This window comes from Butyricimonas sp. Marseille-P3923, assembly GCF_900184685.1.
Taxonomy (GTDB): domain Bacteria; phylum Bacteroidota; class Bacteroidia; order Bacteroidales; family Marinifilaceae; genus Butyricimonas; species Butyricimonas muris.
The window spans coordinates 485,944-510,286 of sequence record NZ_FXXL01000007.1; the positions used below are offsets into that span (position 1 = coordinate 485,944).

Below are 24,343 nucleotides of genomic sequence, written 5' to 3' on the forward strand. Positions count from 1 at the left end.
AATAAGGTAGTATGAGGAATCGGATAGTTTTATTTGTTTTTGTCAGTATGATATTGGGGGCGTGCGCTACACCCCATTATATACACTTGTACGAGTCGCCGAAGTCATTGGACTTCAGCGAGGGGAAATGGTTGGTCACGAATTTGGACTCGAAGATACCGTACATGTACAGGGAGAGTTTGAATCGGGATTTATTGGCGTGTTTACAGAAATTAGGCGGAGATTCCGTGTATAGTATCGAGAATGTGAGATTCAAGTACATAAACCCGAGCAAGCTGACGTTCGAGTTGAATCCTCAAGTGCTGAAGATATTCAAGGAATCGACGGATTTCGATTACGTGGTGACGGCTACGGCACGAAAGGTTCGGGACGAGGTTCCTGATCTGGTGTATCCCGGGAACTCGGTCTATTACCAGAAAAGCGAATCGGAGGTAAGCATCGCCGTGTATGATGTCGCTGACGGGGCTAGAATCTATTATCAACAGGTAATTGCTTCCGTTACCTTGGATCAAGGGGATGAAGAGGTCGTGTTTGCCCGTTCCGCCGGAACGTTGTTGCGTAATGCCATGAAAAAGGCTTTAAAGGATCTGAAAAAGAATGCACGGGTTATCCGTAAAAAAAACAATCACGCGACTCGTTGAGAATCGCGTGACTGTTTTTATACGGGTACGATGATTACCAAGCAAACATAGGTCTGTCGTTCATCATCGCGTTTACTTCTTTCTTCACTTGAGCGATAACAGCGGCATCGTCGATGTTACTCAATACTCTGTCGATCATATCCACTACGATAGGCATATGCTCCTCTTTCAAACCACGGGTAGTGATAGCCGGGGTACCCACGCGTAAACCTGACGTGGAGAACGGGGTACGGGTATCGAACGGAACCATGTTCTTGTTGATCGTGATGTCTGCCAATACCAACGTATTTTCAGCTTTCTTACCGGTTAATTCCGGGAATTTGGTTCTCAAGTCAATCAACATAGAGTGATTGTCAGTTCCGCCGGAAACAACTTTATAACCTTTTTCCACGAATGCTTTCGCCATAGCCTTGGCGTTAGCCAGCATTTGTTTAGCGTATTCGGTATAGCTGTCAGATAATGCCTCCCCGAAAGCAACGGCTTTGGCAGCGATCACGTGTTCAAGCGGTCCGCCCTGTTGTCCCGGGAACACGGCAAAGTTGATCACTTGTGACATCATTTTGATTTCTCCCTTCGGAGTCTTCAATCCCCAAGGATTCGGGAAGTCTTTCGGGAGAAGAATCATACCACCGCGCGGTCCGCGAAGCGTTTTGTGAGTGGTAGTTGTCACGATATGGCAATATTCCATCGGGTTGTTCAATAAACCTTTGGCAATCAATCCGGCAGGGTGTGACATATCGCACATTAACAAAGCACCTACTTTGTCAGCGATTTCACGCATACGTTTGTAATCCCAGTCACGAGAATAAGCGGATGCCCCGGATACGATCATTTTGGGTTTGTGCTCGATAGCCAATTTCTCCATTTCGTCGTAATCTACCATTCCGGTTTCTTCTTTCACGTGGTAAGCTACCGGGTGGTAGTTGATACCGGAAAGATTAACGGGTGATCCGTGTGAAAGGTGTCCGCCATGAGCCAAGTCAAGTCCCAAGAAGGTATCGCCCGGTTTCATGCAAGCGAAGAACACGGCAGCATTAGCTTGTGCCCCGGAGTGTGGTTGCACGTTAGCGAATTCGGCACCGAATAATTTGCAGGCACGGTCGATAGCCAATTGTTCCGTTTGGTCAACGATTTGGCAACCGCCATAGTAACGAGCTCCGGGATATCCCTCTGCATACTTGTTCGTCAAGCAAGAACCCATGGCTTGCATAACTTGTTCACTCACGAAGTTCTCGGAAGCGATCAATTCCAGTCCTTCTTTCTGGCGATGGCATTCCTTGTCAATCAGGTCGAAAATTTGAGTATCTCTTTCCATTATTTAGATTTTTAATAATATAGACGTTTATAAAATCTTGCCCAAAATTATACTAATTCGTTCGTCTAAGCAAAGTATTTCCCGACTTTTTTTCGTCCTCCCGCTTTTTAATTTTCAAAATTTTATTTATGTTTGTTGTTGTATAAAAAAATGACTTGCTATGGAAAATCCTTTTGAAACAGAAAAACCGGTAAGACCGACCTTTCTGACAGTACTTTGTATTTTAACTTTTATTGGTAGTGGTTGGGGAACGGTATCCAACTTATTCAGTTTGGTTGCGTTTTCTCCCGAAGCGATAGTGGCGCAGATCCAACAGATAACAACAATGACAGGTACAGAAGGAGCTCCTTCGTGGATGTCTTCTTTCATGGGATCTTCCATTGAAATGTTGCAGACCACGATTAAACACGCGATTCCGATTTATTCATTATTGACCTTGTTCGCTTTAATGAGTTTGAGCGGGGCTATTTTGATGTTTAACTTGAAAAGAACCGGATTCTATTTGTATGCTTTCGCTCAAATAGCGCAATTGTTTGTATTGCCTATGTATTCCGGCTGGAATATGGTAGTTATGGCTTCAATGATCGTATCCGGCTTTTTCGCTTTATTATTTATAATCCTGTACGGGGTGAATTTGAGCAAAATGAGAAATTAGTGATTGTTTATAGTCGCCTTCGGCGAATTGCAGGTTGCTTTTCTTGTGTTTAAGACTGTATTTTAACTCATCCTCTGTTTATAGAGGAGGTGGCTGCGAAGCAGACGGAGGAGTTTCTTTAGAAATGGAGTTTTGGCACACGTGCTCTTTCTTTCTTTTCCCCGTGTTTGTCGGCTCTTATCTTCTGACTACCTATTGACTAAGTCCTGACCAAGTCCTGTATAGACAGGAGTTAGTCAGGACTTACTCAGAACCTAGTCAGGACTTGGTCGCCATGATATACGGAGAAGAGCGGGTGTATTACCCTGTATTACCCTGAAAAAAGTTTACTGTAAACCATAGTAAACCAATGTCAGAATTAGCAAAAATTATCAAACATCGTCATTTCCCCGTTCGGGTAAAATTGTCGGCAGTTCGTGATCGTTTGATCGAGGAACTAGATTACGCGGAGGTTTTAAGCAAGTATGATGTCAGTTCTTCTACCTTCCATGGATGGTTGACTAAATATAAACCCCGAGTGCTGTCGGAAGCAAGTTATAAACGCTTATCTTTACCAGTGCATGATCCTAAAACTTTATTATCAATGACAGACAAGGAAGTTCAAGAACTGGAACACTTACGCGAGGAGTTAGAGAAACAAAAGGTACTTGTAGAAGCTTACGAGCTGATGCTTGAGTTAGCTAAAGACCGTCTTCACGTGGATGTAAAAAAAAACCACGAGGAGATGTTATTAGCGGGATTAGTGACCGCCAAAAAGCTCGGGAGGGCAAAGCGATGACAGCATACCTGTGCAACTCGCTAGGTTACAGCAAGCAGGCTTATTACAAGAGCCTTCGCTCGAGTAACGACGAGGAAGAACGTGAACGTTACGTTCTTTCCATTGTTGAAGAGATCCGTCGTGATTTGCCTCGTTTGGGGGTTCTGAAGTTGTGGCGGATGCTAACGGGTAACGGTTTGATGGTTGGTCGTGATTGGCTTTCCCGTTTGCTTCACCGGCATGACTTGATGGTAAAAATGAAGAAGTATCGCGTCATTACCACGGATTCCCGCGCGTGGCGTCACCAGTACCCGAACCTGGTGAAAGGCTCTCGAGTCGAGCGCTCTAACCAAGTATGGGTTAGCGATATCACTTACCTGTCGACGGGCAAAGGTTTTGTTTACCTTTCCCTGGTGACGGACGCTTACTCGAGGCGGATCATGGGCTGGGATGTACACCCGACTCTGGATTCGTCTGGTCCGGTCAAAGCCTTGTACCATGCCCTAGAGACCGGAGAACACGGCTCTTTCAAGGACTTGATCCATCATTCTGACAGGGGCGGTCAATATTGTTCGGCCTTGTACACGGGGATATTGAAATTGCACGGGATACGTGTCAGCGTGACCCAGGACGGCTCTCCATACGATAACGCTATCGCCGAGAGGGTGAACGGGATTTTAAAGAGAGAATGGTTGAACGATATCCCGTTGAAGGATATTCATGACGCCAGGAAACACGTCAAGAGGGTGATTGAAATATACAACAAGAAAAGACCACACCTGGCCGTTTGTTGTCAAGTGCCGGAGCAAGCCTACAAGGACAAAATGAAAAAATTTGCCAGGGTAATGTTTTGAGCCGGGCGATTTTTCCTTCTCCCGGGGAATTCCCCGGGAGAAGGAAAAGAAAGTAAACCTTTGATAGGAAGTATCATTTATTTAAAGTAAACTTGTAACAGTAGATTACAACAATACTACATTTTTTAATTTATTGAATATCAAATCGAGTAAACCAATTTCAGGAAACTACAGGGAGATAAGCGTGGGAGAGGGGAAAAGAAAAACAGACCGGAATGTAAAGAGTCCGGTCTGTTTTTCTTTTTATGATTGAAGGAATTTGGTTTATCCTCCGAAGTTGTCGTACATCACGTTTTCATCGGGTACACCCAAATCGTACAACATTTTGGTTACGGCTGCGATCATCATCGGGGGGCCGCAGAGATAATACTCGATGTCTTCCGGGTTCTCGTGGTTTTTCAAGTAGGTTTCATAGATTACCTGATGCACGAATCCCGGCGTGTAAGCTACTCCGGCTGCATCAGCCACGGGGTCCGGTTTATCCAGAGCCAGCGTCCAATGGAAGTTAGGGTTCTCTGCTTGAATCTTGTTGAATTCATCCACGTAGGGAGCCTCTTGCAGGGCACGAGCACCGTAGAAGAAACTTACTTTACGATCCGTGTGCATCGTGTGGAACAAGTTGAAGATATGCGAACGCATCGGAGCCATACCGGCACCACCACCGATGAACATCATCTCGTTGTTGGTATCTCTCAGGAAGAATTCCCCGTAAGGGCCGGAAATGTTTACTTTATCTCCCGGTTTACGCGTGAAGATAAAAGAAGAACAGATACCGGGGTTCACGTTGGCAAATCCACCTATAGCTTTATCAAACGGGGGAGTCGCAATACGGATATTCAACATGATAATGTTGCCTTCTGCCGGAGAGTTAGCCATGGAATACGCGCGGTAAGTCGGTTCCGGGTTATGCATTTTCAGATCGAACATCTTCATACGTTCCCAGTCAGCCTTGTATTTCTCGTCAATATCCATGTCTTTGAAATCCACGTCAAGGGCGGGTACGTCAATTTGTATATATCCACCCGATTTGAATTTCAAGTTTTCGCCTTCCGGTAATTTTACCACAAATTCTTTCAAGAATGTGGAAATATTTCTATTGGAAACCACTTCACATTCCCATTTCTTGATACCGAGTACTTCTTCCGGAACGCTCATCTCGATGTTTTCCTTCACTTTTACCTGACAAGCCAGACGCCAGTTATCGTGCTGTTGTTTGTACGAGAAGAACCCTGTTTCGGTCGGGAGTATAGACCCCGCGCCTGATTCTACCTGACAACGGCACATACCGCAAGAACCTTTTCCACCACAAGCGGAGGGAAGGAATATCTTGTTGTTCCCGAGTGTGGCAAGAAGCGTGGAGCCGGGCTCGGTAACTAATTCTTTTTCGCCTTGGTTGATGCTGACTTTCACTTCTCCCTTGGGGGTAAGTTTAGCTTTCGCGAACAAAAGCATACCCACGAGAAGCAGTGTCACGATGAGAAACACCACGATCCCCGACAGGACAATTGTTGTATTTATTGCTAATAAAATCATCTTATTTTGTATTTATGATTTACGATTTACGATTCTTGATTTGCTGAGATGAAATAATCTGAAATCAAAAATCATAAATCAAAAATTATCTTACAGGTTAATACCCAAGAAACTCATGAATGAAATAGCCATCAATCCGGTCACGATAAAGGTAATACCGATACCTCTAAGCGGGGCGGGGATGTTGGAATATTTCAGTTTCTCGCGTATGGCGGCGATACCCACGATAGCGAGCAACCAACCGATACCTGAACCTAAACCGAATGCCGTGGCCTCACCGATATTCGCGTATCCTCTCTCTTGCATGAACAAGGAAGCACCCATGATGGCACAGTTCACCGCGATCAACGGGAGGAAGATACCCAATTGGTTGTAAAGCGCGGGAGTGAATTTCTCCACGACCATTTCAACCAATTGCACGATAGCGGCGATGACCGCGATAAACATGATGAAACTCAAGAAGCTCAAGTCTATGTTAGCGGCAGCTTGTTCTCCCAATAACCACGCTAAAGCTCCTTTTTGTAACACGAAATTATCGAGCAGGTAATTTACCGGAACGGTAATCAATAGCACGAATACAACGGCAATACCCAATCCGAACGATGTTTTCACGGTCTTCGATACGGCAAGGTATGAACACATACCCAAGAAGTAGGCGAAGATCATGTTATCGATAAATACAGACCGGACAAATATATTTAATAGATTTTCCATATTCTATTTTTCTTTTTAGTTCACTATTTCTGTTCTATCAACTCTTTGTTCCTTGAGCGTTGAACCCAAATGATCAATCCTACGAGCATCAAAGCCATCGGGGGGAGGATCATCAACCCGTTGTTCTGGTATCCCCAATCGTAGAATATCTGGGGGATAACTTTAAAACCGAACAGAGTTCCGGAACCCAGTAATTCACGGAAGAAGCCCACGATCACAAGTACCAGACCGTATCCCAAACCGTTGCCGATACCGTCAAGCAGAGAGGGCCACGGTTTGTTTGCTAACGCGAAAGCCTCGATACGTCCCATGATAATACAGTTCGTGATGATCAAGCCGACGAATACGGATAGTTGTTTACTAACCTCGTAAGCGAACGCTTTTAAAACTTGGTCTACCATAATTACCAAAGCGGCAACTACCACCAATTGCACGATAATACGAATACGTGTCGGTATGGTGTTCCGTAGCAACGAAAGGATCACGTTAGCGAATGCCGTTACTGCCGTTACCGAAAGAGCCATCACGATGGCGGGTTCCAATTTTGCCGTCACGGCGAGAGCAGAACATATACCCAACACTTGCACGAGTACCGGGTTATCCTTGTTCAACGGACCGAGTAATAATCCCCGGTTCTTGGCTGAAAATAATGTTTCTTTATCGCTCATTACTGTATTTGTTTTAAGAATTGTTCGTAACATTTTAGATAATCGGCAATCATCGTTTCAACGGCTTTCGACGTGATTGTTCCTCCCGAAATACCGTCTACTTCGTGGGCTCCGGTAGCGTTTCCGCCTTTTTTCACGGTAATTGCTTTTAGGGTTGAGTTGTCGAAGATCGTCTTGCTCTTGAATTGCTCTTTAAAGAACGGTTGGGTAATTTCGGCTCCTAACCCGGGAGTTTCTCCCTTGTGGTCGAACAGCACGCCGTAAACCGTGTTCTTGTCTTCGTTCAAGGAGAGATATCCCCATACCGGCCCCCAAAGTCCTGCCCCGTAAACCGGAAGTATGTATTTGATAGCTCCGTCAACGTCAGCGACAAATACCGGGAATTTGATATCTGCCAATGCTTTATCGTCTTTTATTACTTCGGCAATCATGCGTCCGTCTTTCAACGCTTTTTGCAGTTCCGGACTATTCTTGATGGCTTTCTGAAGTTTTTTTCCTTCCACGGGAATATCAACTTCAAAAGCATTTCCCTCGATGGCCTCTCCCTTGTAATTCAGAATGAATTGTCTTTTGATAATTTTGTCGAACAACTCTTTTGAAGTTTCCGGGGTTGAATTGACATTCACCGAGCTCAGTATATTCTGTCTTTTCTCGTTCTCTATATTCTCATCTTGCAGTGGTTTTAGTGAAAGAGATACCACGGCCAATATAGCCGCCACCACGACAACCAAAACGATGGAATAGATAAAGGTATATGTATTTCCTTGTTTGTTCATCTCTTTAAAGATTTAGTGATTTACGATTTATGATTTATGAATGTTTTGTAATCTGAAATCATGAAATCTTAAATCTGAAATTGTTTGGCTCTTTTAAGTCTGCGTTTGATGTTTCCTTGAACTACGAACCAGTCGATAAGCGGGGCAAAGGTGTTCATCAACAGGATAGCGAGCATCATACCTTCCGGGTAACCGGGGTTCAGCGTACGAATCAGGATGGCCATCACACCGAGGATAAACCCGTATATCCATTTTCCTTTTTCAGTTTGAGCGGAAGTCACGGGGTCGGTTGCCATGAACACGGCTCCGAACGCGAATCCACCCATGATGAGGTGTGCGATCGGGGTGATTGCGGCGTACGGGTTCGTTTCCGGTAACGTGTAGTTTAATAACAACGCCATGCAGTATCCCCCGATAAAAGTGGAAAGCATAATCTTCCAGCTGCCGATACCTGTCGCGATCAATAAGATTGCTCCCAGTAAAATACAGAATGTGGAGGTTTCACCGATAGAACCGGGAATCAATCCCCAGAACATGGATGCCATGTCATAGGTCGCCGGTAAGCCTTGAGAGGCTTCAGCCAGCGGGGTAGCTTGTGAGAATCCGTCGGGCATTCCGGCAATCCAAACCTTGTCCCCCGAAATCATGGAAGGGTAGGAGAAGAAGAAGAATGCACGGGCCAATAAAGCGGGATTCCAGATATTCATACCGGTACCACCGAAAATCTCTTTACCGATAATCACGGCGAAGGCGGTAGATACTCCCACCATCCAGAGGGGTGCGTTGACCGGCATTACCATCGGGATCAATAATCCCGACACGAGGAATCCCTCGTTGATCTCGTGTCCTCTGATTTGTGCGGCGGTAAATTCTATCGCCAGTCCTACCACGTAGGAAACGATGATCATGGGCAATACTTTCCATAACCCGTAGAAGAACATTTCGAAAAGTCCAGATTCTACTCCCAAGGCTTTGAAGTGTTGGTACCCCACGTTGTAAATACCGAACAACAAGGCGGGAACCAGTGCCAGTACCACGATGATCATGGTTCTTTTCAAATCGATACCGTCCCTGATGTTACACCCTGAACTTGTCGTGCGATTAGGCACGAAAAGGAAAGACTCGAAACCGGTGAAAACGGAATGAAGCTTTTCCAGCTTGCCTCCCTTTTCGAATTTTGGTTTCTGCTTGTCTAAATATTTGCGTAAGAAATTCATCTTTATAATTTATGATTTGTGATTTATGATTTACGATTTATTGTCGCCAAGCGAATCTTAAATCGTCCATCTGCAATCGTCAATTAATTCAGTTCTCTAATCATTAACTCTATACCTTTTTCCAGAATCTCTTGAACGGGAGTCTTGGAGGTACAAACGAATTCACACAAAGCCATGTCTTCCGGTGCAATCTCGTACATGCCGAGTTGTTCCATCTTATCAAGGTCTTCGGCCAAAACTGCTTTCAGCAAGTACACGGGCAGAATGTCCATGGGAAGGACTTTCTCGTATTGTCCGGTAACCACGAAAGCCCGTTCTTCCCCGTTATAGTTCGCGTTCAGCGAATACTTCTTGTTCGGGCACAAGAATGACGGGAAGGTTTTGGAGAGCGAGAATTTGTTGAAGCCCGGCATAGCCCAGCCCAAAAATTCATAATTATCGCCTTCCGGGATAACCGTTACCATATTATTATAGTACCCGAGATAATTGTCCTCGTCGGTTTTATAACCCGTGAGCACGTTTCCGGATATAATACGTTGGTGTACTTGATTTTTCAAATTGCCTTTCACGAGGCACTTAATTTGGGCTCCCATGATCGTCTTGTAGTAAGCGGGTTTCTCCACCTCTGAACCGGCAATGGCGATCACTTTGCGGGCATTGAATTTACCGGTAGTGAATACCCGTCCGATGATGGCAAGATCCATGGCGTTTACCACCCACACGATATCCCCTTTGTTGATCGGGTTCAAATGGTGAATTTGTATCCCTACATTACCTGCCGGGTGCGGTCCGGAGAAATAATTCACGTCCACGTTTTTCAGTTTCGTGAAAATAGAGGTGGAAGGAGTCCCTTCTCTCAAATTGAGATTCACGTTTTTCTCGCACAATTTCTTTAAGCAATCGATTCCGGCTTGAAGCGCGGGAAGCTCATCCGCGAGGGTTACGTCATAATCCGGTGCAAGCGGTGCGGAATCAAATCCCGATACGAATATCGCTTTCGGCATATCTTCCGGGTTAGCGATGATGTCGTACGGGCGTTGTTTGATCATAGGCCAAACACCACTGTCGAGCAACTTTTCGATGATTTCTTTTCTGGAAAGTTGGTTCGCGTCGGCTCTCCCGAAATCCCGGTATTGGATTTGATCATCCGCTTTGACGACAACTTCCAGTAGTTTTCTTCTTTCACCTCTGTTGACGGCTTCGATAGTACCGCTGACGGGTGCCGTGAATTTGACTTCGGGTCGGTATTTATTAATAAACAATACATCGCCCGCCTTCACTTGGTCGCCTACCTTTACTGCAAGTTTAGGAGTAAGTAACCGGAAATCTGTCGGTTTTACTGCATAGAGATTGCATTTCTCCACGTTTTTTACCACGTTTTCCGCTTCTCCTTTCAACTTGATATCAAGGCCTTTTTTCAGTTTTATCACCTTGGACATTGTTTTATTATATTTTTGATATGTAGATAATTATTTCTCTTCCACGCATAAAAATGGTGTTTTAAAAATACGTGCAAATATATAATCAATTATTGAATTTATTCAGTAATTCAAAGGTTAATTCTTGCAATAGAATGCTTTTTTTAGCTTTGAGTATCGGATTGGTATATTCCTATTTGGCATAGTATTTGTTGAGATTAGTGTGAAAATGATTAATATGATATTATCCAAAATAGTGATCGAGTTATGAAAGGTATGATAGTTTGTTGCTTTATAACAGTTCTGGCGATTTCGTGTAAATCCGCTAAGGAAAGCGTTTCTCTGACCGGAGTGAAGTGGGTGGCGGAAAGCTTGAACGGAAAAGAAATTAAATTCAAGGAGGCGCAGAGCGAGGTATTCTTTACTCTTGACGCCACCGATAAAAAGGTTTCCGGGAAAGCGGGTTGCAATCGTTTTTTCGGGACTTACGATTTGAACGAGTCGGAATTGGCGTTTAGCGGGATGGGGGCGACGAAGATGGCCTGCCCGGATATGGATATCGAGGCTTCGTTCTTCAAGGTGTTGGAAGATACAAAGAGTTTCGTGATCAAAAACGACAAGCTGACTCTGAAAGATGCCAACAACGTGATAGCGGTATTTAAGGCCTTGGATGAAAAGGCAGACAAGAAGAAAAAAATAGTTTATAGTTTGATTTTTCGTGATAGAAAAGGGGCTTGTCGGTAACGATAAGTCCCTTTTAAATGTATCAAAACATCTATTGAAATATATCATCGGGCGGGGGAGGGTGTTTAAAACAGGATTTTGTAACTCAAATTCGGCAATATATCGCTTACTCTTTTTTTCTCTATCATATTCTTCGGTTCGTTATACTGGAGCCCGTGTTGTCCCGTGTACCCGGTTAAATTCAATAACTGAAGGCCGATTTCATGGGACACGTGTTTTTTATTTAACTTGTAACTAATCCCTAAATCTACGGTAAAGGCGGGGGCGAATTGCCGGCTGAATGCTCGTGTTTCGTCATAAGTGATATCTTTTTCGGCTAAAGATTTCGTTTCGTCAACCGGGGTGTAACGGTCGCCGGCTTGATAAGACATACGAAAGTTCAAGTTAAATATATTTTCTTGTTTTTGCCCAACCATCCATTCTTTACCTCCCAGAGCATTAAATATATATCCCCGGTCAAGTCGTGTATTCCGCCACACGTGATCCCCGCCGAGATATTCCGATTTAAAGACAGACCCTGTGAACAGGTAATAGTAGCCTTTATTCAGGTAACGTTCCAACGTGATATCCACCCCGTAATTATGTCCTTTACCCTTGTTCACGAGCTGCCTGTCCATGTAATAGGAATCGTGATTGATGATCGAAAAGGATGTTTCCGGCTCAACCGGCACGTCGAATAACGCTTGGTAGTAAGGTTCTATTTTCAAGTGAATATTTTCAGATATTCCCCAATCGTAAGTCAACACGAAATGATGAGCCTTGGCGAAATCCAATTCCTTATTTACTTTATCATCTCCCGTTTGTGGTGTCTGTACAAAATAGTAATCCAGTTTTTCACGACGGGAATGTAACCCGTAAGCGACTGATAATGCCTGTTTCGAGTTGAAATCCCATTTAAAAGCGAGGCGGGGTTCTATCGTCCATTTCGAACTTAACGTGAACATTTGTGCGTTTATGCCCACGTTGGTTGTCAGCTTATCCGTGAGTTTGAGAATGGAATTACTGTATACCGATATTACCATAGCTTCGCCTTTGCCTTTCACGATTCTTTCCATGGGTTTGTTTAACCCGAAATTGGGGGATAAATTGAAATTCAAGTCGTATAATAGTCCGGTAACGGTAATACCGGTGCGGTTCGTGTGTCCGGAACTATATTTCTTATTGAAGTAAGAATTAAAGACGATATCCAGATTCGCGCTTTTCATGTTTACAACAGGGAAATAAGTTAAGGCATCCCGGGAGGTCAGTTGTTTTACCCGCGGATGGTTGTCCGAGTAAGTAGCGGCTAACGAAGTCTTGAAGTAAGCATCGTTACCCGGGGCATACCTGTGTGTAATTCCCCCGGCTCCTTTTGTCATTGTCATCTTTATTTTTTGCCTGTCGTCGTATGTTTCCCATTTGGAGCGGTTTTCCTCCGCGTCGACTTTATTCATGTCAAGCAGACCGATGCCCCAAACGGAAAATGTACCAACCCCGCGTGTCGGGAAATTCAGTTTGAAGGTCAAATCTTGAAAATTGATACCCGTGTTAGCTGCAAGTCCTCCCATCAACGCGGTTGAAAAGAAACGGTAATTAAAGATATAAGAACTTCCTGATTTCTTGTTTATCGGACCTTCGGAAGCGATATCCAGTCCTAAGAATCCGATTTGAACGGCATGTTCGTGTTGCTCGTTATTCCCGTTCTTGACGGACATATCGAAGACGCCGGAAAGTGCGTTGTTGTATTCTGCGGGGAAAGCCCCGTTGAAGAAATCGGAATTGCCCATGACTTGACTGCTCAATCCCGAAAACAGACCTCCCCCGATGCCTGCCATGTCTGCGAAGTGTGTCGGGTTCGGGATTTCCACTCCTTCCAGTTTCCATTGCAGAAACTGAGGTGAATTGCCCCGGATGGCGATAGCGTTGCTTCCGGGAGCGCGGGCTACTCCGGCAAATGATGTTGCCAGACGGGCAGGATCGTCCAGTCCGCCCGCGTAACGATTGGCTTCCTCCACGCTGATCATGCGTCCCCCGGCGAGAGCCATGGGATTCAACGTGTGTTCCTTGTTTATGCTGGCTCTTACCACGACTTCTTCCAAATCTTGCGTGTTTTCCGACAGAAAAATCTCACGATACACTTCCTTCGCGGAAGTCAGTAATATTTCTTTTATCATGACAGGCTCGTAGCCTAGACAAGAAACTTGAATATCATATCTGCCGACGGGTATATTCTTGAAACGAAAATTCCCGAGACTGTCCGTTGTCGTCCCTACCGGTGGATTGACATGGCATAATATCACGTTCGCGTTCGGAACGGGCGCTCCCGATGCTGCGTCTTTAACCACGCCTTTTATCGTCTGTCCGGGGATATCTTTCCGGGGGACGGGAGAAAGAGGGACGATAATGATATGCCATCCTTTTATTTTGTACGTGAGTCCCGTGTTTTTTAGAATTTGTTCAAGTACTTTTTGAATTCCCGTGTTTTTTATATCAACCGTGATTTTCTTCCGGTCGTCCAGTTTGGCTTGACTATAAGCAACCGTGTATTTGCTTTGGGCTTCAATTTGTTCGAAGGTTTGTTTTATCGAGATGTTCTGTCCCGTGATGGTGATTCGGGTGTCTTGAGCGTACGATATAATTGAGATGAACAAGATGGAGAATAAACCGATTATTTTGAACGAGAGCATATTATTTTTTTATTAGTGTGACTTTATTGTTTTGTATCGTGTACCGGAAATCGCCTGTGACGTCCTGTAATATATCTAAAATCTCCGTGAGGCTTTCGTGGTGAACGAACTTCACCGTGTACGAGGCATTGGGGAAATCTTGTTTGTCATATTCGATGGATACGTCAAATCGGCGTTGCAGCGCACTAGTGATATCATTGAACGTGGTGTTCCGGAATATCAATAACCCGTCTTTCCAACCTGTGTTTTTTTCCGTGGCAATATTGACCTGCACGGATCGGTCTATTTTGCTATAAATGATTTGTTGATTGGGGCGAAGAATATACCCGCTGTCGTTTTCCTCTTGTTTTATTTTCACTTGTATGCTTCCGCTGTCGAGTGTCGCTATAGCTCTGTCGTTTCTTGGATAAGCGGAAATATTAAACTTCGTTCCGAGTACTTTCACGAGTAACGAACCGGTTTGCACGATAAATGGTTTCGTGGGGTTTTTGGTGACGGAAAAATATGCTTCCCCGTCCAGCGTGACCATGCGTGTTGTATCTTTGAACTTGGAAGGATAAGTGATTCTACTTCCCGAGTTGAGCAGAATCGTCGTTCCGTCCGGTAGGGTACATTCCCTTTGTTCGTTGTTGGAAGTGAAGACGGTGATCATTTTTACCTCTTGAGTCATGTAGAGGTAACCGCCCAACAGCAGAAGTGCCGGAACTATGACAGCGGCATATTTCATCCATGCACGTGTGGTTATTGGACGTCTTTTTTTATTTTCAATGCGTTGAATCGCGGCGTTTACCCGAGCGAGAGACTGGTACGTGCCGGCGTCCGCAGTCGCCGACAATTTGTCCCAAATTGTTCGTAAAGCCTGATCTTTCTCGGCAGCCCGGCGGTCGTCGATGATCCATTTTTGTATTTTTATTTCTGTCGCGGGGAGATACGAGTCGCTAAAGAACTGATCGAGTACCCGATAGATATAATTCTTTTTCATAGGTGTATTATTATATCATTAAAAACCGATAGAAATGCGTCCGGAGGTTTCCACTTTCCATTTCTGTGATTTATTGTCAAATTGATATTCTGCCCCGACACTTATGTCCGTGTCCTTTTTCACGTTAATGGATAGGGATGCCCCTGTGCCCGTGTGAGGAAACAGCGAATTGTAAACAGAGTGTAGGGAAGGAGCCCTCGCGAAAATGTACTGTCCCCGGATATTTAACCGGATGCGGTTTGCCGGAGTGTATTGTATCTTCCCGTTTACCCCCGTGATATTCTGCCAAAACAAGGATGCTGAATAATAAAATTGTTTGCTGAATAATCCTCCCGTTTCTATAAACAGTTTTTGTGTCGGTTGCCAGCGTATAGCCCCGTGTATAGAAATATACTTGCCCATTCCGGGGTAGAACATCTGTTTCCTGTTTCCCGCGAAAGATAATTGCCTGTAAACGGGATTCTGTTGGGAACGGTAGACGTCTGTCCGTGTCGGTGTGCTTCTTGTCATGGCGGGATAAGAGTAGAGAAAAGGAAGTGGCTTCCGGTATGAATATTCCGGTTTAATACTTGATGGGCGTGTCGATCCTAACTTTGTCGGGGTGTTTATTTTTTCTTTTTTTTCCACCGTTTGGGTGAATCCCGGGGAGGCAGATGCAAGAATCATAATTATTGATATTGCTATTCGTGCTTTCATAACATTTTTCTTTTGTTGTTGTTTACATGATTAATACAACCAAGTAGTGTATCGCTCCCGACCGGAAATGTATTTTTCTTGCTAAAGAAAGAATATCAAGAAGCTTGATATAACTTGCCGGATTTCCTGTAAAGCCAGACTTAGTTGGTTCTCAACCGTTTTCTTTGAAATATTCAGTTCTTGTGCGATCTCGTTATTGGAAAGCCTGTTGTCCCGGCTCATTTGATAAATTCTTTTTCTTTGAACAGGCATTTTGCAAATCGTCATTTCTATCAAAAGCTGAATTTCTTTCGCGAATAGGATTTCATCCGAACTGTCTGTTACGGGATTGAAATTGCTGAAGCTGTCTATAAACGTGTCTTCAATCAGCTTGTGTTTCAGAAAATTCAAAGCTGAATTTCTTGCCATCGTGTAAAGATATGGACCGAGAGGTTTCTCCGGATTTAAGGTTGTCCGGTTCACCCACAACTTAATAAATACGTCTTGCGCTAAATCTTCCGCGTCTGCTTCCGATCTGATAATGCCGCGAATGAATGATTTGACTTTTGGGAAACATGTAATAAACACATTTTCAAAAGCTTCATGATTACCATGATGGAGCGATTCAACTTCTGTTTCCTTCATTATAATATTTATTCCATAGTCATTTATTATAAATACAACCAAGTCGCACGATACTCCCGACTTTGAGGACGTAAATGTAATACCCGCGGGATAGGAAAATGGGAAAAATAGAGAATTTAATTTTTTAAGTTTATTTGTTACAAATAATTATTGAAGAAAAGACCGTTTTCAAAAAAACAGTTATCTTTACCTCGAAATTATAAGTATCCACATTTTGAGAACAATTCTTAGATTTATACTGGTTTAATATTTAGCCCTGTAAACCGCGGGCTAATAATTCTTTCGTTCGAGTAATTCTACTTGAAAAGGTTTTCTATTTCATTTTTATTCATGGCATTGCTCTTTTGAAGGGCATGGGACGCGTGTTGTAGCGCGATGTCGTGAATCATAACAAGACTTTCAAAGAATATTAGGTACAGTATAGAGCATGAGAACAGAGTATACATGGGAAATAAAGATTAAAAACACTCCCGCTTTAGAAAGAAAATGTAACCGATGTAATTGTAATAAATTTTATTGCAGCAACAAATTCAGAATGAACGCGCAAAAAAAGAACATTGATGTATGGCTGATTTACAGGTGTATGGAATGTGACAGTACATATAATTTGACGATATTGTCACGTACAAAACCCGAACTGATAAGAAAAGATTTGTTCACCAAGTTTTCGGACAATGATGAAGATATAGCTTGGGAATATGCTTTCTCGCTCGAAACGGCACGGAAAAACAATGTAAAATTTGATTACAATAGTGTTGAATACGAGATAGAGCATGATAATATTTCGATAAATGATATACTGAACGCGGGAGATGAATCGGTAGTATTCAAGATTCAAACCGGTTTTGAATTTGAACTTAAATTATCCTCCGTTATTCGCTATTGTTTAGGTGTATCTGCAAGTCAATTAAATCAAATGATTGAAGTTGATGCTGTTTTTACCCCCGAAGGCTATCCGATAAAGAAGCATAAAGTCAAGAATGGAGATATTGTATTGATAAACAAAGAGAAGTTACAAGGTATCAAATCTTTGGGTAGCGTTTGATTTTTAGGAATTTCTATTTCGAGATTACCGGAAAAGTCCTTCTTGAACGGGGCGAAAAATCTCTTGTCCGCTGTAGCTTGCACGAGGTTCTTCGCTTTGTTCGAGAGGGGCTTTTCCGGTGATGTCAGATAACTTCAGCTACCACGAATGTACTTCCCCCGATATAGATCATGTCATCGGGAGTGGCAGCGGCTTTCGCTGCCGCGTATGCTTCCGCGACGGTCGGGTACGTTTTACCGTGTAAATGGTGGGCTGCCGCTTTTCCCGCCAATACATGCTCATCCATTGCCCGGGGGATAGACGCTTTACAGAAATAGTAGATCGCGTCTTTCGGTAAGATATGCAATACGCTATCCACGTCTTTGTCGTTCACCATGCCCATGACGAAATGGAGGCGTTCGTACTTGCACGTTTCCAGTTGAGCCGCGATTTCCGTCAACCCGTCGATATTGTGTCCCGTGTCGCAAACCGTGTAAGGGGCACGGGATAATTCCTGCCAACGCCCGAGTAATCCCGTGTAGCGAATCGTGTTCGCTATACCGTCATGTATATGTTGATCCGAAATGTTTATCCCTTGCGCCCGTAGACTCAATACCGTTTCCAAAACCGCGGGGATGTTTTTGCGTTGGTACAATCCTTTCAGATCCGGATGCAGGTTGTCGAACGTGATGCCTTGCTTGTTTTTTAGATTGTAAGTGTTACCCGGGGTACGCTCCGCGTTCCAGTTGTCGGAAGCAAATTCAAGTGTCGTACCGCACTCTTTGGCTCTCCCGATAAACACGAAATCGGTATCGGCATCCCTCGTGCCGACGATTGCCGGAACGTTTGGCTTGATGATTCCCGCTTTCTCGCGGGCGATCTTTTCCAGCGTATCTCCCAGAAGTGCCATGTGGTCGAATGAAATATTCGTGATCACGGAAGCCAGAGGCGTGATGATATTCGTGGAATCGAGCCGTCCGCCCAACCCGACCTCTATCACGGCGATGTCTACTTGTTGATCGGCGAAATACTTGAATGCCATGGCTACCGTCATTTCGAAAAATGAAGGTTTGATACCCGTGAAAAGAGTTTTGTTCTCTTCCACGAAGTCAATCACGTATTGTTCCGGCATCATTTCCCCGTTAATCTTGATTCGTTCGCGGAAGTCCTTCAAGTGAGGGGAGGTGTATAGCCCGGTCTTGTATCCCGCTGTTTGTAAAATAGAAGCGAGCATGTGTGACACGGAACCTTTCCCGTTAGTCCCGCCCACGTGTATCGTTTTGAACCGGTGATGCGGTGCACCGAAATGCTCGTCCAGTTTTAACGTGTTATCCAGATTGGCTTTGTACGCGGCTTTTCCCTCGCGTTGATACATGGGAAGTTGGGCGAACAGCCATTCTAAAGTTTCATTGTAATTCATATATCCTCTGTATTAAAACAAGTTCTCGTTATTGAACGGGCAAAAGTAGTAAAAATATGATGAGGGTATCATCTTGCAAAACGATTTGTTGTTTCTCGTCTAATTGGTGGACATCGTGCGGGTATCACTCTTTTTAGATGTTTCTTGGTAAATATGTGTTGTTTTATAATATTTGTTTTTAAATAGTTACATGGTTTGGTTGAAGTATTTTGATTTATTTTTACTAACTTTCAGTCCTGAAAATATCGTGTTGATAGTAGTATGATTTATTAAGAGAAAGAATATATGGGAAAAGAAGTACAGACCATCTTGAATCTTTTGAGTGAAGGTATCGTTGTGGAAGGTGATATCCGGACGACGAAAGATATACGGATTGACGGCACGCTCGTTGGTACGGTGCAGACCAATGGTCGTTTGGTTTTGGGTCCTGCCTCCAAAGTGACCGGAGGGGTAAATTCCCCGAGTATAGATATTTACGGGCAAGTTGAAGGGGACATCGTTTCGACAGGCTCTATCGTGTTGAGAAAAGACTCGAAAATCAAGGGAACGATAACCACACGCACGATGATTGTTGAGGCGGGAGCGACTTTTAACGGGGAGAGCAAAATGGTTGTCGACAAGGGGAAGAGCGAGTTGCCAAGTGGAGGAGAAAAATAAATAATGCAGATTATTTACATCGTTTTCGATGAAAAGATATAAATTTGCAGCGAAATTATTGACGATATATGGCTAACGATAGTAAAATAGTTCCGGTTCCGGTACTCAGGCGGATGCCTGCTTATCTTTCATTCGTGAAAACCTTGCAGAAGCAGGGAGAGAAGTACGTGTCATCGACAAGAATAGCCGAATACATGGAAATTGATGCCACGCAAGTGACGAAAGATCTATCACATACCGGGATATCCGGTAAGACTCGGGTGGGGTACGAGGTGGACAATTTCGTGGAAATCCTTGATGATTTTCTCGGGTTCAATAAGATGAATAACGCTTTTCTCGTGGGAGCCGGTTCGTTAGGAGGAGCCTTGTTGCAAGATAAGGGATTGAGAAACTTCGGTCTGAATATCCAAAAGGCTTTCGACGTGGATAAATCGAAAATCGGCACTAAAATCAATGACGTGGAGATATTTCATATCGATCAGTTCCGCGGTATGCCCACCGAATGTAACGTGGCCATCGGAATCATCACGGTTCCGGCAGATTGCGCGCAAGCGGTAGCCGATTTAATGGTGGCATGGGGAATCAAAGCCATTTGGAATTTTACCCCCGCGCGCATTAAAGTACCTTCGCATATAGCTGTCCAGAATAGTACTATTTACACGAATCTGGCGATTCTATTTAATAAATTGCACGGGCAGGAATAGGTTCAATCTCTTCGGGTTAGGTGTGTCACAAGGGTTTTGCCGGGGATAATCTCTACCGGTGGATGTTGTTTGCTGTTTGTTTGGGGGGTAAAAGAATGGGAAGACATGTTTTTCAAGTGTGTTAAATAAGCGTATTTTTTGCAAAAACGTGGGCTAAGAGTGGGCGATAAGTAGGCGAAGTGTAGGCGATGCCGCCTAACAGTCAGGCAACAGTCGCCTAATAGCCGTCCTATGGTATAGGTTTACGGGCTGTCGTGGGTTGTTTAAATATTGGAACGTGCAGAACGGGCTAACTCGTCAAGTGTTTGATAAAATTTCGGATTCACGCCTGAACCGATGTAAATTATTTTTTTGTCCGGGGAGATTATGACTTGGGACGGGTAGGCGAGAATCCCGTAATCTCGTGTGATTGTCATTTCTGGGGAACAAAATAGATTTTTCCATGGTAAATCGTTTTTCTTGATGGCTTGTAGCCATTTTTCTCTCGTGTCGTTGCAGCATACTCCCACGAATTCAAATAAAGTGTGATATTTCCTGTAATAATTCTTTAAATGTGGAAATTCGGCGATGCAATAGCCGCACCAACTTCCCCAAAAATCAAGTATAATGTATTTGTCCTTGAAGGAAGATAACGAGATTTGATTCCCGTTTGTATCGGGGAGAAGGAAATCCGGGGCGATGCTCCCTGTCGTAAGTTCTTTATGTCGTTGTTGGGTCTGTATTTGCTGTGTCGAGAATGACACGATATGATTAAGTCGATTTTTTAATTTTCCGTCGCGGATTTTCGGGTTCAAGCTGTTGTATAAAGGTGGTACACTATCCGTGTCCATGCTGCTAAGGTAAATGGCGGAAGCCTCCCTGTCGGGGTGTTGTTTTATGTAGTTATATTTAAGTGCTTGTATTTCGTTCCCGATTTTCTTGTAGCGATTGTATATTTTATTTTTCTCTGTTTGTGGGGCATCTTCCTTGAAAAGCGAGTCTAAAACCATATCACATTTCGTGTTTTCAACAAGCAGGTGAATGTATGTTTTTTTGTACTCGGCTAATTGTGAATTTAGTTCTGAACCGGATATGGAATAAGATAAATAATCGGGAAAAAATTCACCTGAAATATTTATTTGTTCGTTCGGTGTGATATAGAGATCTATTGTTTTGGATGAAGCCCAATAGGTGTTGCCATCCGGGTAAAGAACTTGTCCCTTGCCGGGAATAAGCTGAATCATCTGTAAGTCGTTAAGGGGTAAGTCGATCGTGAATTTCCCGTTTTTGGCAACAGTCTTAAAACTTGGTAATTCGGTATCTCCCCGGTAACGATTGATCGAATCCGGGTGCAGGCTCGTGTGTATTCCGTAAATCGTATCATTACCGATTCCCTTGATATACCCGGTAATGGTATGTTTTTGTTCGCATGATATCATTGAAATACATAGAAATGCCGCGAGTATGGTGTAGATTGTTTTCATTCTTCTTGATTTTTTGTAACAGGTTAAAAGTATGCTTTTTTGTTGGGTTTTCCAATAAAATGTGAATTCTTGTACCCTGTTTTTTCGCATTGTTCGTTCATTTATTAATAAAATATTTGTTAAATAACAAGAGAGGAGGTGATAAAAATACGTATCAAGTGAAACTTATTCATGAAAACCTTTTCATAGAAAGTAAAATTGGAGGTTATTGCACGATGTTAAATTGCTGCTCATAGGAAAATAAGCAGTAAAAAACTAAAAGTTATGAAAAAAAAATCGATTTATTATGTAATGGGATTATTGCTCATGATGAATTTGTGGGCATGTAATCAAGAAGAATTTTTGGAAAATGAAATTGTTGATCAAGGGCAAAACACAGATTTATTGGCACGTGGATTCTATGCAGACTTGTACACGATTGCAGAGGGATGGGATATGAGTGCTGATTATTATTTGAGAGCTATTGTTAACGAAATGTTTCAAGGAGAGTATATGATGTATTATCAAGTACTTCTGCGACTTGATGAAACTTTTAGTGAAAAAATATCTTATATATTTATTGATGATCATTTGTTTTCTTTAGGAGCGTATGATCCTATAAGAAATGACATGTTTTTTAGAAGTGTGTATGATATTTATGAAGCTTTTCCCGAGGAGTATATACACTTTTTGCAGGATTTGTGTTATGGGATAAGTCTTTTTGGCTTCTACGTTAATGATGCAATTTTACTTGAATTTGAGGCTAAAGTATTGAGGGATATATGTGATGGAGAGAGGTATTGTGACCTATATACAGGAATGGGAAAATATCATCCTGGTTCTTATATAAGGTGGATAAATGAAATCAGAGATTTGATGGCTGGGATGCCTTTTGAATTAATAGAGGAAGGGTATGACGGTATATCCTATTATGATTTTTTGGAAGATTATGCTGCGTATATTGGTAACACTGTTCCAGGTGGAAGGGATGTTCCTCAATTACTTCAATTTGCATTTAGTGGTGAATGGAGGAATTAACATCGATTAGAATGATGATTTTTTATAGTTTATTTTATATATCACTTTAAATCATTTTATGTTATGAAGATTTTTTTGTTTTTAGGTGTCGTTTTTTGTTTGTTTTTTGCACAGAAAGGTGTGAGTCAAAGTCGGACGATTGGGAGTGTGTTGGATACATTGTCAAGGGATAGTGCAATTGTGAAATTAGTGAACGAATCTTACCGGGTGATGGAGGGGCGAGATTGTTTGATGAATGTTAAAAATAAGTTCGATTTTGCTGGTGTGATGGATTGTAGGAAAGGGAAAAGGATAACCTTTATGGAAAGAGGGACGATTGATGAAAAAGTTTTCAAGAAAGTTTTTTCAAAAGAGCGTATGGCTGAGTTGAGGGGACAGAGTTTCACGATAGCTTGTATTATCGATTCGACGGGATGCGTGCACGAGATTATTCGTTTTCTGTTGGCTTCTGCCCCGGGATTGACTTTCGAGGAGATAGAACAAGTGGAAAAAGAGATGCAAGGGTTTAAGATTAAGCTATTGGGCGTGGGAACCCCGCGTGTGCCACCTTACGATTTGTTCGGGTATCGTTGTGATTTCAAGAGGCTTTATGAGAACTACGAGGTTAATCAGGCAAGAGAGTTGAAGGATCCTGTTGAGTTGTGGGAAGAGATAAATAGGATAAACGAGCAGAAAAATCTAGAAAAGTCACGAAGGGATAGGCGAGGAAGTGTTGGGTTGTAAACCTGATAATATCTGCTTCGAAAAGATGTTGGCAAGTGCTTGCCTGTTGTGTTCTTGCTCTCCACGTGATTCGGTCACGTGGAGAGGTGTACTTTTTTTTATTCGAATACGAAATATAGATATGATTCTTGTAAGTTTGTATTATCTTTGTTTGAGTAATAAACAATATAAAGCCCATGGGAAGCGAAGGTTTACAAGAACGGTATATCAATCCTTACACGGATTTCGGGTTCAAAAAATTGTTCGGTACGGACATGAACAAAGATTTGTTGATCAGTTTCCTGAATGCTTTGTTGCACGGGGAACAGATGGTGAAGGATGTTACTTATCTGAATACGGAACACCTCGGTACTCAAGAGATTGACCGGCGTGCCGTGTTCGACGTGTATTGCGAGAATGAACAGGGCGAGAAATTTCTCGTGGAAATGCAAAAGGGAGAGCAGCAGTTTTTCAAAGATAGAAGTTTGTTTTATTCAACTTTTCCCATTCGGGAACAGGCGGTAAAAGGGAAAAACTGGGATTACGAGTTAAAAGCGGTTTACACCATTGGAATCCTTAATTTTACTTTCGACGAGAAGGACGGTTATTACCATCATGAAGTAAAATTACTGGATACCCGCACGAAAGAAGTATTCTATGACAAGCTTACTTTCATTTACTTGGAAATGCCTAAGTTCAACAAGACCGAGTCGGAGCTGGAAACGATGTTTGACAAGTGGATGTTTGTTTTGCGGAATCTTTCCGGACTCATGGAGCGTCCGGCGGCATTGCAGGAACGTGTTTTCGAACGTCTTTTCAAAGCGGCGGAAATTGCCGGGTTTTCCCAACAGGAACTATTTGAATACGAGGATAGTTTAAAAGTTTTTAGGGACTGGTATAGCGTGATGAAAACGGCTGTAAAAAAGGGTAGGGCAGAAGGAATAGAAGAGAGTAAAATGGAAATAGCCCGAAACCTGAAAGCCTTGGGAGTTCCGATTGAGGTTATCGTTAAAAGTACGAACTTGTCGATGGAAGAGATTGAGAAGTTGTAAGAGTTTTGTATTTTTCTTAAATGTAGTCGATTAAATCTGATCGA

At 43.1% G+C, this 24,343-nt stretch carries 24 protein-coding genes; 11 read left to right on the top strand and 13 right to left on the bottom strand.

Annotated features, from left to right (window positions below):
* Positions 1-11: 11 nt before the first annotated feature.
* Positions 12-641 (top strand): hypothetical protein, encoded by a 630-nt coding sequence (locus CS948_RS13535; RefSeq protein WP_141560952.1) that lies wholly within the window; start codon positions 12-14, stop codon positions 639-641.
* A gap of 34 nt (positions 642-675) precedes the next feature.
* Here CS948_RS13535 and glyA read toward each other — a convergent pair whose 3' ends face one another.
* Positions 676-1,956 (bottom strand): serine hydroxymethyltransferase, encoded by a 1,281-nt coding sequence (gene glyA / locus CS948_RS13540; RefSeq protein ID WP_099292247.1) that lies wholly within the window; start codon positions 1,954-1,956, stop codon positions 676-678.
* A gap of 160 nt (positions 1,957-2,116) precedes the next feature.
* Here glyA and CS948_RS13545 point away from each other — a divergent pair, with 160 nt between their 5' ends.
* The 3 genes from CS948_RS13545 to CS948_RS13555 all read left to right on the top strand — a co-directional run bounded on the left by CS948_RS13545 (position 2,117) and on the right by CS948_RS13555 (position 4,222).
* The gene (locus CS948_RS13545) at positions 2,117-2,611 is read left to right on the top strand and encodes a hypothetical protein (RefSeq protein ID WP_099292248.1); all 495 of its coding nucleotides are present in this window, start codon (positions 2,117-2,119) and stop codon (positions 2,609-2,611) included.
* A gap of 349 nt (positions 2,612-2,960) precedes the next feature.
* Complete coding sequence (locus CS948_RS13550; protein ID WP_099292249.1) at positions 2,961-3,389, top strand: hypothetical protein; 429 nt, start codon at positions 2,961-2,963, stop codon at positions 3,387-3,389.
* Positions 3,386-4,222 (top strand): IS3 family transposase, encoded by an 837-nt coding sequence (locus tag CS948_RS13555; RefSeq protein ID WP_099292250.1) that lies wholly within the window; start codon positions 3,386-3,388, stop codon positions 4,220-4,222. Before CS948_RS13550 ends, CS948_RS13555 begins: the two co-directional genes overlap by 4 nt.
* 264 nt (positions 4,223-4,486) lie before the next feature.
* Here the strand turns inward: CS948_RS13555 and nqrF are convergent, their stop codons facing one another.
* The 6 genes from nqrF to CS948_RS13585 all read right to left on the bottom strand — a co-directional run bounded on the left by nqrF (position 4,487) and on the right by CS948_RS13585 (position 10,569).
* Positions 4,487-5,755: an NADH:ubiquinone reductase (Na(+)-transporting) subunit F gene (nqrF, locus tag CS948_RS13560; protein WP_099292251.1), complete on the bottom strand. Its 1,269-nt coding sequence runs from the start codon at positions 5,753-5,755 to the stop codon at positions 4,487-4,489.
* A 90-nt stretch (positions 5,756-5,845) separates the two neighbouring features.
* Entirely contained in the window at positions 5,846-6,469 is a 624-nt protein-coding gene (gene nqrE / locus CS948_RS13565; RefSeq protein ID WP_099292252.1) for an NADH:ubiquinone reductase (Na(+)-transporting) subunit E, read from the bottom strand.
* Positions 6,470-6,492: 23 nt separating this feature from the next.
* Positions 6,493-7,137, bottom strand: a complete 645-nt coding sequence (locus tag CS948_RS13570; protein ID WP_099292253.1) for an NADH:ubiquinone reductase (Na(+)-transporting) subunit D — start codon at positions 7,135-7,137, stop codon at positions 6,493-6,495.
* Positions 7,137-7,913 carry an NADH:ubiquinone reductase (Na(+)-transporting) subunit C gene (gene nqrC / locus CS948_RS13575; RefSeq protein ID WP_099292254.1) on the bottom strand — a complete coding sequence of 259 codons (777 nt, stop codon included), beginning with the start codon at positions 7,911-7,913 and terminating at the stop codon, positions 7,137-7,139. Before nqrC ends, CS948_RS13570 begins: the two co-directional genes overlap by 1 nt.
* A 68-nt stretch (positions 7,914-7,981) precedes the next feature.
* Positions 7,982-9,130: an NADH:ubiquinone reductase (Na(+)-transporting) subunit B gene (locus tag CS948_RS13580; protein ID WP_099292255.1), complete on the bottom strand. Its 1,149-nt coding sequence runs from the start codon at positions 9,128-9,130 to the stop codon at positions 7,982-7,984.
* Positions 9,131-9,213: 83 nt separating this feature from the next.
* A complete protein-coding gene (locus tag CS948_RS13585) occupies positions 9,214-10,569 on the bottom strand; it encodes a Na(+)-translocating NADH-quinone reductase subunit A (RefSeq protein WP_099292256.1) in 1,356 nt (451 codons plus the stop codon).
* Between the two features lie 246 nt (positions 10,570-10,815).
* Between CS948_RS13585 and CS948_RS13590 the strand changes: the two genes are divergently transcribed.
* Positions 10,816-11,292, top strand: coding sequence for an META domain-containing protein (locus CS948_RS13590; RefSeq protein ID WP_255302018.1), 477 nt, complete (start codon positions 10,816-10,818; stop codon positions 11,290-11,292).
* Positions 11,293-11,357: 65 nt separating this feature from the next.
* Here the strand turns inward: CS948_RS13590 and CS948_RS13595 are convergent, their stop codons facing one another.
* The 4 genes from CS948_RS13595 to CS948_RS13610 all read right to left on the bottom strand — a co-directional run bounded on the left by CS948_RS13595 (position 11,358) and on the right by CS948_RS13610 (position 16,260).
* Entirely contained in the window at positions 11,358-13,958 is a 2,601-nt protein-coding gene (locus CS948_RS13595; protein WP_099292258.1) for a carboxypeptidase-like regulatory domain-containing protein, read from the bottom strand.
* Position 13,959: 1 nt separating this feature from the next.
* Positions 13,960-14,940 carry a FecR family protein gene (locus tag CS948_RS13600; RefSeq protein ID WP_099292259.1) on the bottom strand — a complete coding sequence of 327 codons (981 nt, stop codon included), beginning with the start codon at positions 14,938-14,940 and terminating at the stop codon, positions 13,960-13,962.
* Between the two features lie 18 nt (positions 14,941-14,958).
* The gene (locus CS948_RS13605; protein WP_141560953.1) at positions 14,959-15,636 is read right to left on the bottom strand and encodes a hypothetical protein; all 678 of its coding nucleotides are present in this window, start codon (positions 15,634-15,636) and stop codon (positions 14,959-14,961) included.
* Between the two features lie 81 nt (positions 15,637-15,717).
* Positions 15,718-16,260 (bottom strand): RNA polymerase sigma-70 factor, encoded by a 543-nt coding sequence (locus tag CS948_RS13610; RefSeq protein ID WP_099292261.1) that lies wholly within the window; start codon positions 16,258-16,260, stop codon positions 15,718-15,720.
* A gap of 427 nt (positions 16,261-16,687) precedes the next feature.
* Between CS948_RS13610 and CS948_RS13615 the strand changes: the two genes are divergently transcribed.
* Positions 16,688-17,305, top strand: a complete 618-nt coding sequence (locus CS948_RS13615; protein WP_099292262.1) for a DUF1062 domain-containing protein — start codon at positions 16,688-16,690, stop codon at positions 17,303-17,305.
* A gap of 124 nt (positions 17,306-17,429) precedes the next feature.
* Here the strand turns inward: CS948_RS13615 and CS948_RS13620 are convergent, their stop codons facing one another.
* Positions 17,430-18,704 carry a folylpolyglutamate synthase/dihydrofolate synthase family protein gene (locus tag CS948_RS13620; RefSeq protein ID WP_099292263.1) on the bottom strand — a complete coding sequence of 425 codons (1,275 nt, stop codon included), beginning with the start codon at positions 18,702-18,704 and terminating at the stop codon, positions 17,430-17,432.
* Between the two features lie 285 nt (positions 18,705-18,989).
* Here CS948_RS13620 and CS948_RS13625 point away from each other — a divergent pair, with 285 nt between their 5' ends.
* Entirely contained in the window at positions 18,990-19,361 is a 372-nt protein-coding gene (locus CS948_RS13625; RefSeq protein WP_099292264.1) for a polymer-forming cytoskeletal protein, read from the top strand.
* Between the two features lie 68 nt (positions 19,362-19,429).
* Positions 19,430-20,065, top strand: coding sequence for a redox-sensing transcriptional repressor Rex (locus CS948_RS13630; protein ID WP_099292265.1), 636 nt, complete (start codon positions 19,430-19,432; stop codon positions 20,063-20,065).
* A 263-nt stretch (positions 20,066-20,328) separates the two neighbouring features.
* Here CS948_RS13630 and CS948_RS13635 read toward each other — a convergent pair whose 3' ends face one another.
* Positions 20,329-21,528 carry a TlpA disulfide reductase family protein gene (locus CS948_RS13635; protein WP_176555057.1) on the bottom strand — a complete coding sequence of 400 codons (1,200 nt, stop codon included), beginning with the start codon at positions 21,526-21,528 and terminating at the stop codon, positions 20,329-20,331.
* Positions 21,529-21,792: 264 nt separating this feature from the next.
* On the opposite strand from CS948_RS13635, the gene CS948_RS13640 reads away from it, so the two are divergent.
* The 3 genes from CS948_RS13640 (at position 21,793) to CS948_RS13650 (ending at position 24,299) form a co-directional block, all read left to right on the top strand.
* Positions 21,793-22,545 (top strand): hypothetical protein, encoded by a 753-nt coding sequence (locus CS948_RS13640; RefSeq protein WP_099292267.1) that lies wholly within the window; start codon positions 21,793-21,795, stop codon positions 22,543-22,545.
* Positions 22,546-22,608: 63 nt separating this feature from the next.
* A complete protein-coding gene (locus CS948_RS13645; RefSeq protein WP_099292268.1) occupies positions 22,609-23,268 on the top strand; it encodes a hypothetical protein in 660 nt (219 codons plus the stop codon).
* A 176-nt stretch (positions 23,269-23,444) separates the two neighbouring features.
* A complete protein-coding gene (locus CS948_RS13650; protein WP_099292269.1) occupies positions 23,445-24,299 on the top strand; it encodes an Rpn family recombination-promoting nuclease/putative transposase in 855 nt (284 codons plus the stop codon).
* The last annotated feature ends 44 nt before the right edge of the window (positions 24,300-24,343 follow it).

Bases quoted from the DNA above. Each gene is read 5' to 3' on its own strand.
- CS948_RS13535 (WP_141560952.1), top strand. From the start codon at position 12: ATGAGGAATCGGATAGTTTTATTTGTTTTTGTCAGTATGATATTGGGG.
- CS948_RS13570 (WP_099292253.1), bottom strand. From the start codon at position 7,137: ATGAGCGATAAAGAAACATTATTTTCAGCCAAGAACCGGGGATTATTA.
- CS948_RS13610 (WP_099292261.1), bottom strand. From the start codon at position 16,260: ATGAAGGAAACAGAAGTTGAATCGCTCCATCATGGTAATCATGAAGCT.
- CS948_RS13640 (WP_099292267.1), top strand. From the start codon at position 21,793: ATGAAAAAAAAATCGATTTATTATGTAATGGGATTATTGCTCATGATG.
- CS948_RS13650 (WP_099292269.1), top strand. From the start codon at position 23,445: ATGGGAAGCGAAGGTTTACAAGAACGGTATATCAATCCTTACACGGAT.
- CS948_RS13635 (WP_176555057.1), bottom strand. From the start codon at position 21,528: ATGAAAACAATCTACACCATACTCGCGGCATTTCTATGTATTTCAATG.
- glyA (WP_099292247.1), bottom strand. From the start codon at position 1,956: ATGGAAAGAGATACTCAAATTTTCGACCTGATTGACAAGGAATGCCAT.
- CS948_RS13615 (WP_099292262.1), top strand. From the start codon at position 16,688: ATGAGAACAGAGTATACATGGGAAATAAAGATTAAAAACACTCCCGCT.
- CS948_RS13645 (WP_099292268.1), top strand. From the start codon at position 22,609: ATGAAGATTTTTTTGTTTTTAGGTGTCGTTTTTTGTTTGTTTTTTGCA.
- CS948_RS13600 (WP_099292259.1), bottom strand. From the start codon at position 14,940: ATGAAAAAGAATTATATCTATCGGGTACTCGATCAGTTCTTTAGCGAC.
- CS948_RS13590 (WP_255302018.1), top strand. From the start codon at position 10,816: ATGAAAGGTATGATAGTTTGTTGCTTTATAACAGTTCTGGCGATTTCG.
- CS948_RS13585 (WP_099292256.1), bottom strand. From the start codon at position 10,569: ATGTCCAAGGTGATAAAACTGAAAAAAGGCCTTGATATCAAGTTGAAA.
- CS948_RS13550 (WP_099292249.1), top strand. From the start codon at position 2,961: ATGTCAGAATTAGCAAAAATTATCAAACATCGTCATTTCCCCGTTCGG.
- CS948_RS13545 (WP_099292248.1), top strand. From the start codon at position 2,117: ATGGAAAATCCTTTTGAAACAGAAAAACCGGTAAGACCGACCTTTCTG.
- CS948_RS13630 (WP_099292265.1), top strand. From the start codon at position 19,430: ATGGCTAACGATAGTAAAATAGTTCCGGTTCCGGTACTCAGGCGGATG.
- CS948_RS13625 (WP_099292264.1), top strand. From the start codon at position 18,990: ATGGGAAAAGAAGTACAGACCATCTTGAATCTTTTGAGTGAAGGTATC.
- CS948_RS13605 (WP_141560953.1), bottom strand. From the start codon at position 15,636: ATGAAAGCACGAATAGCAATATCAATAATTATGATTCTTGCATCTGCC.
- nqrC (WP_099292254.1), bottom strand. From the start codon at position 7,913: ATGAACAAACAAGGAAATACATATACCTTTATCTATTCCATCGTTTTG.
- CS948_RS13620 (WP_099292263.1), bottom strand. From the start codon at position 18,704: ATGAATTACAATGAAACTTTAGAATGGCTGTTCGCCCAACTTCCCATG.
- CS948_RS13595 (WP_099292258.1), bottom strand. From the start codon at position 13,958: ATGCTCTCGTTCAAAATAATCGGTTTATTCTCCATCTTGTTCATCTCA.
- CS948_RS13580 (WP_099292255.1), bottom strand. From the start codon at position 9,130: ATGAATTTCTTACGCAAATATTTAGACAAGCAGAAACCAAAATTCGAA.
- nqrF (WP_099292251.1), bottom strand. From the start codon at position 5,755: ATGATTTTATTAGCAATAAATACAACAATTGTCCTGTCGGGGATCGTG.
- nqrE (WP_099292252.1), bottom strand. From the start codon at position 6,469: ATGGAAAATCTATTAAATATATTTGTCCGGTCTGTATTTATCGATAAC.
- CS948_RS13555 (WP_099292250.1), top strand. From the start codon at position 3,386: ATGACAGCATACCTGTGCAACTCGCTAGGTTACAGCAAGCAGGCTTAT.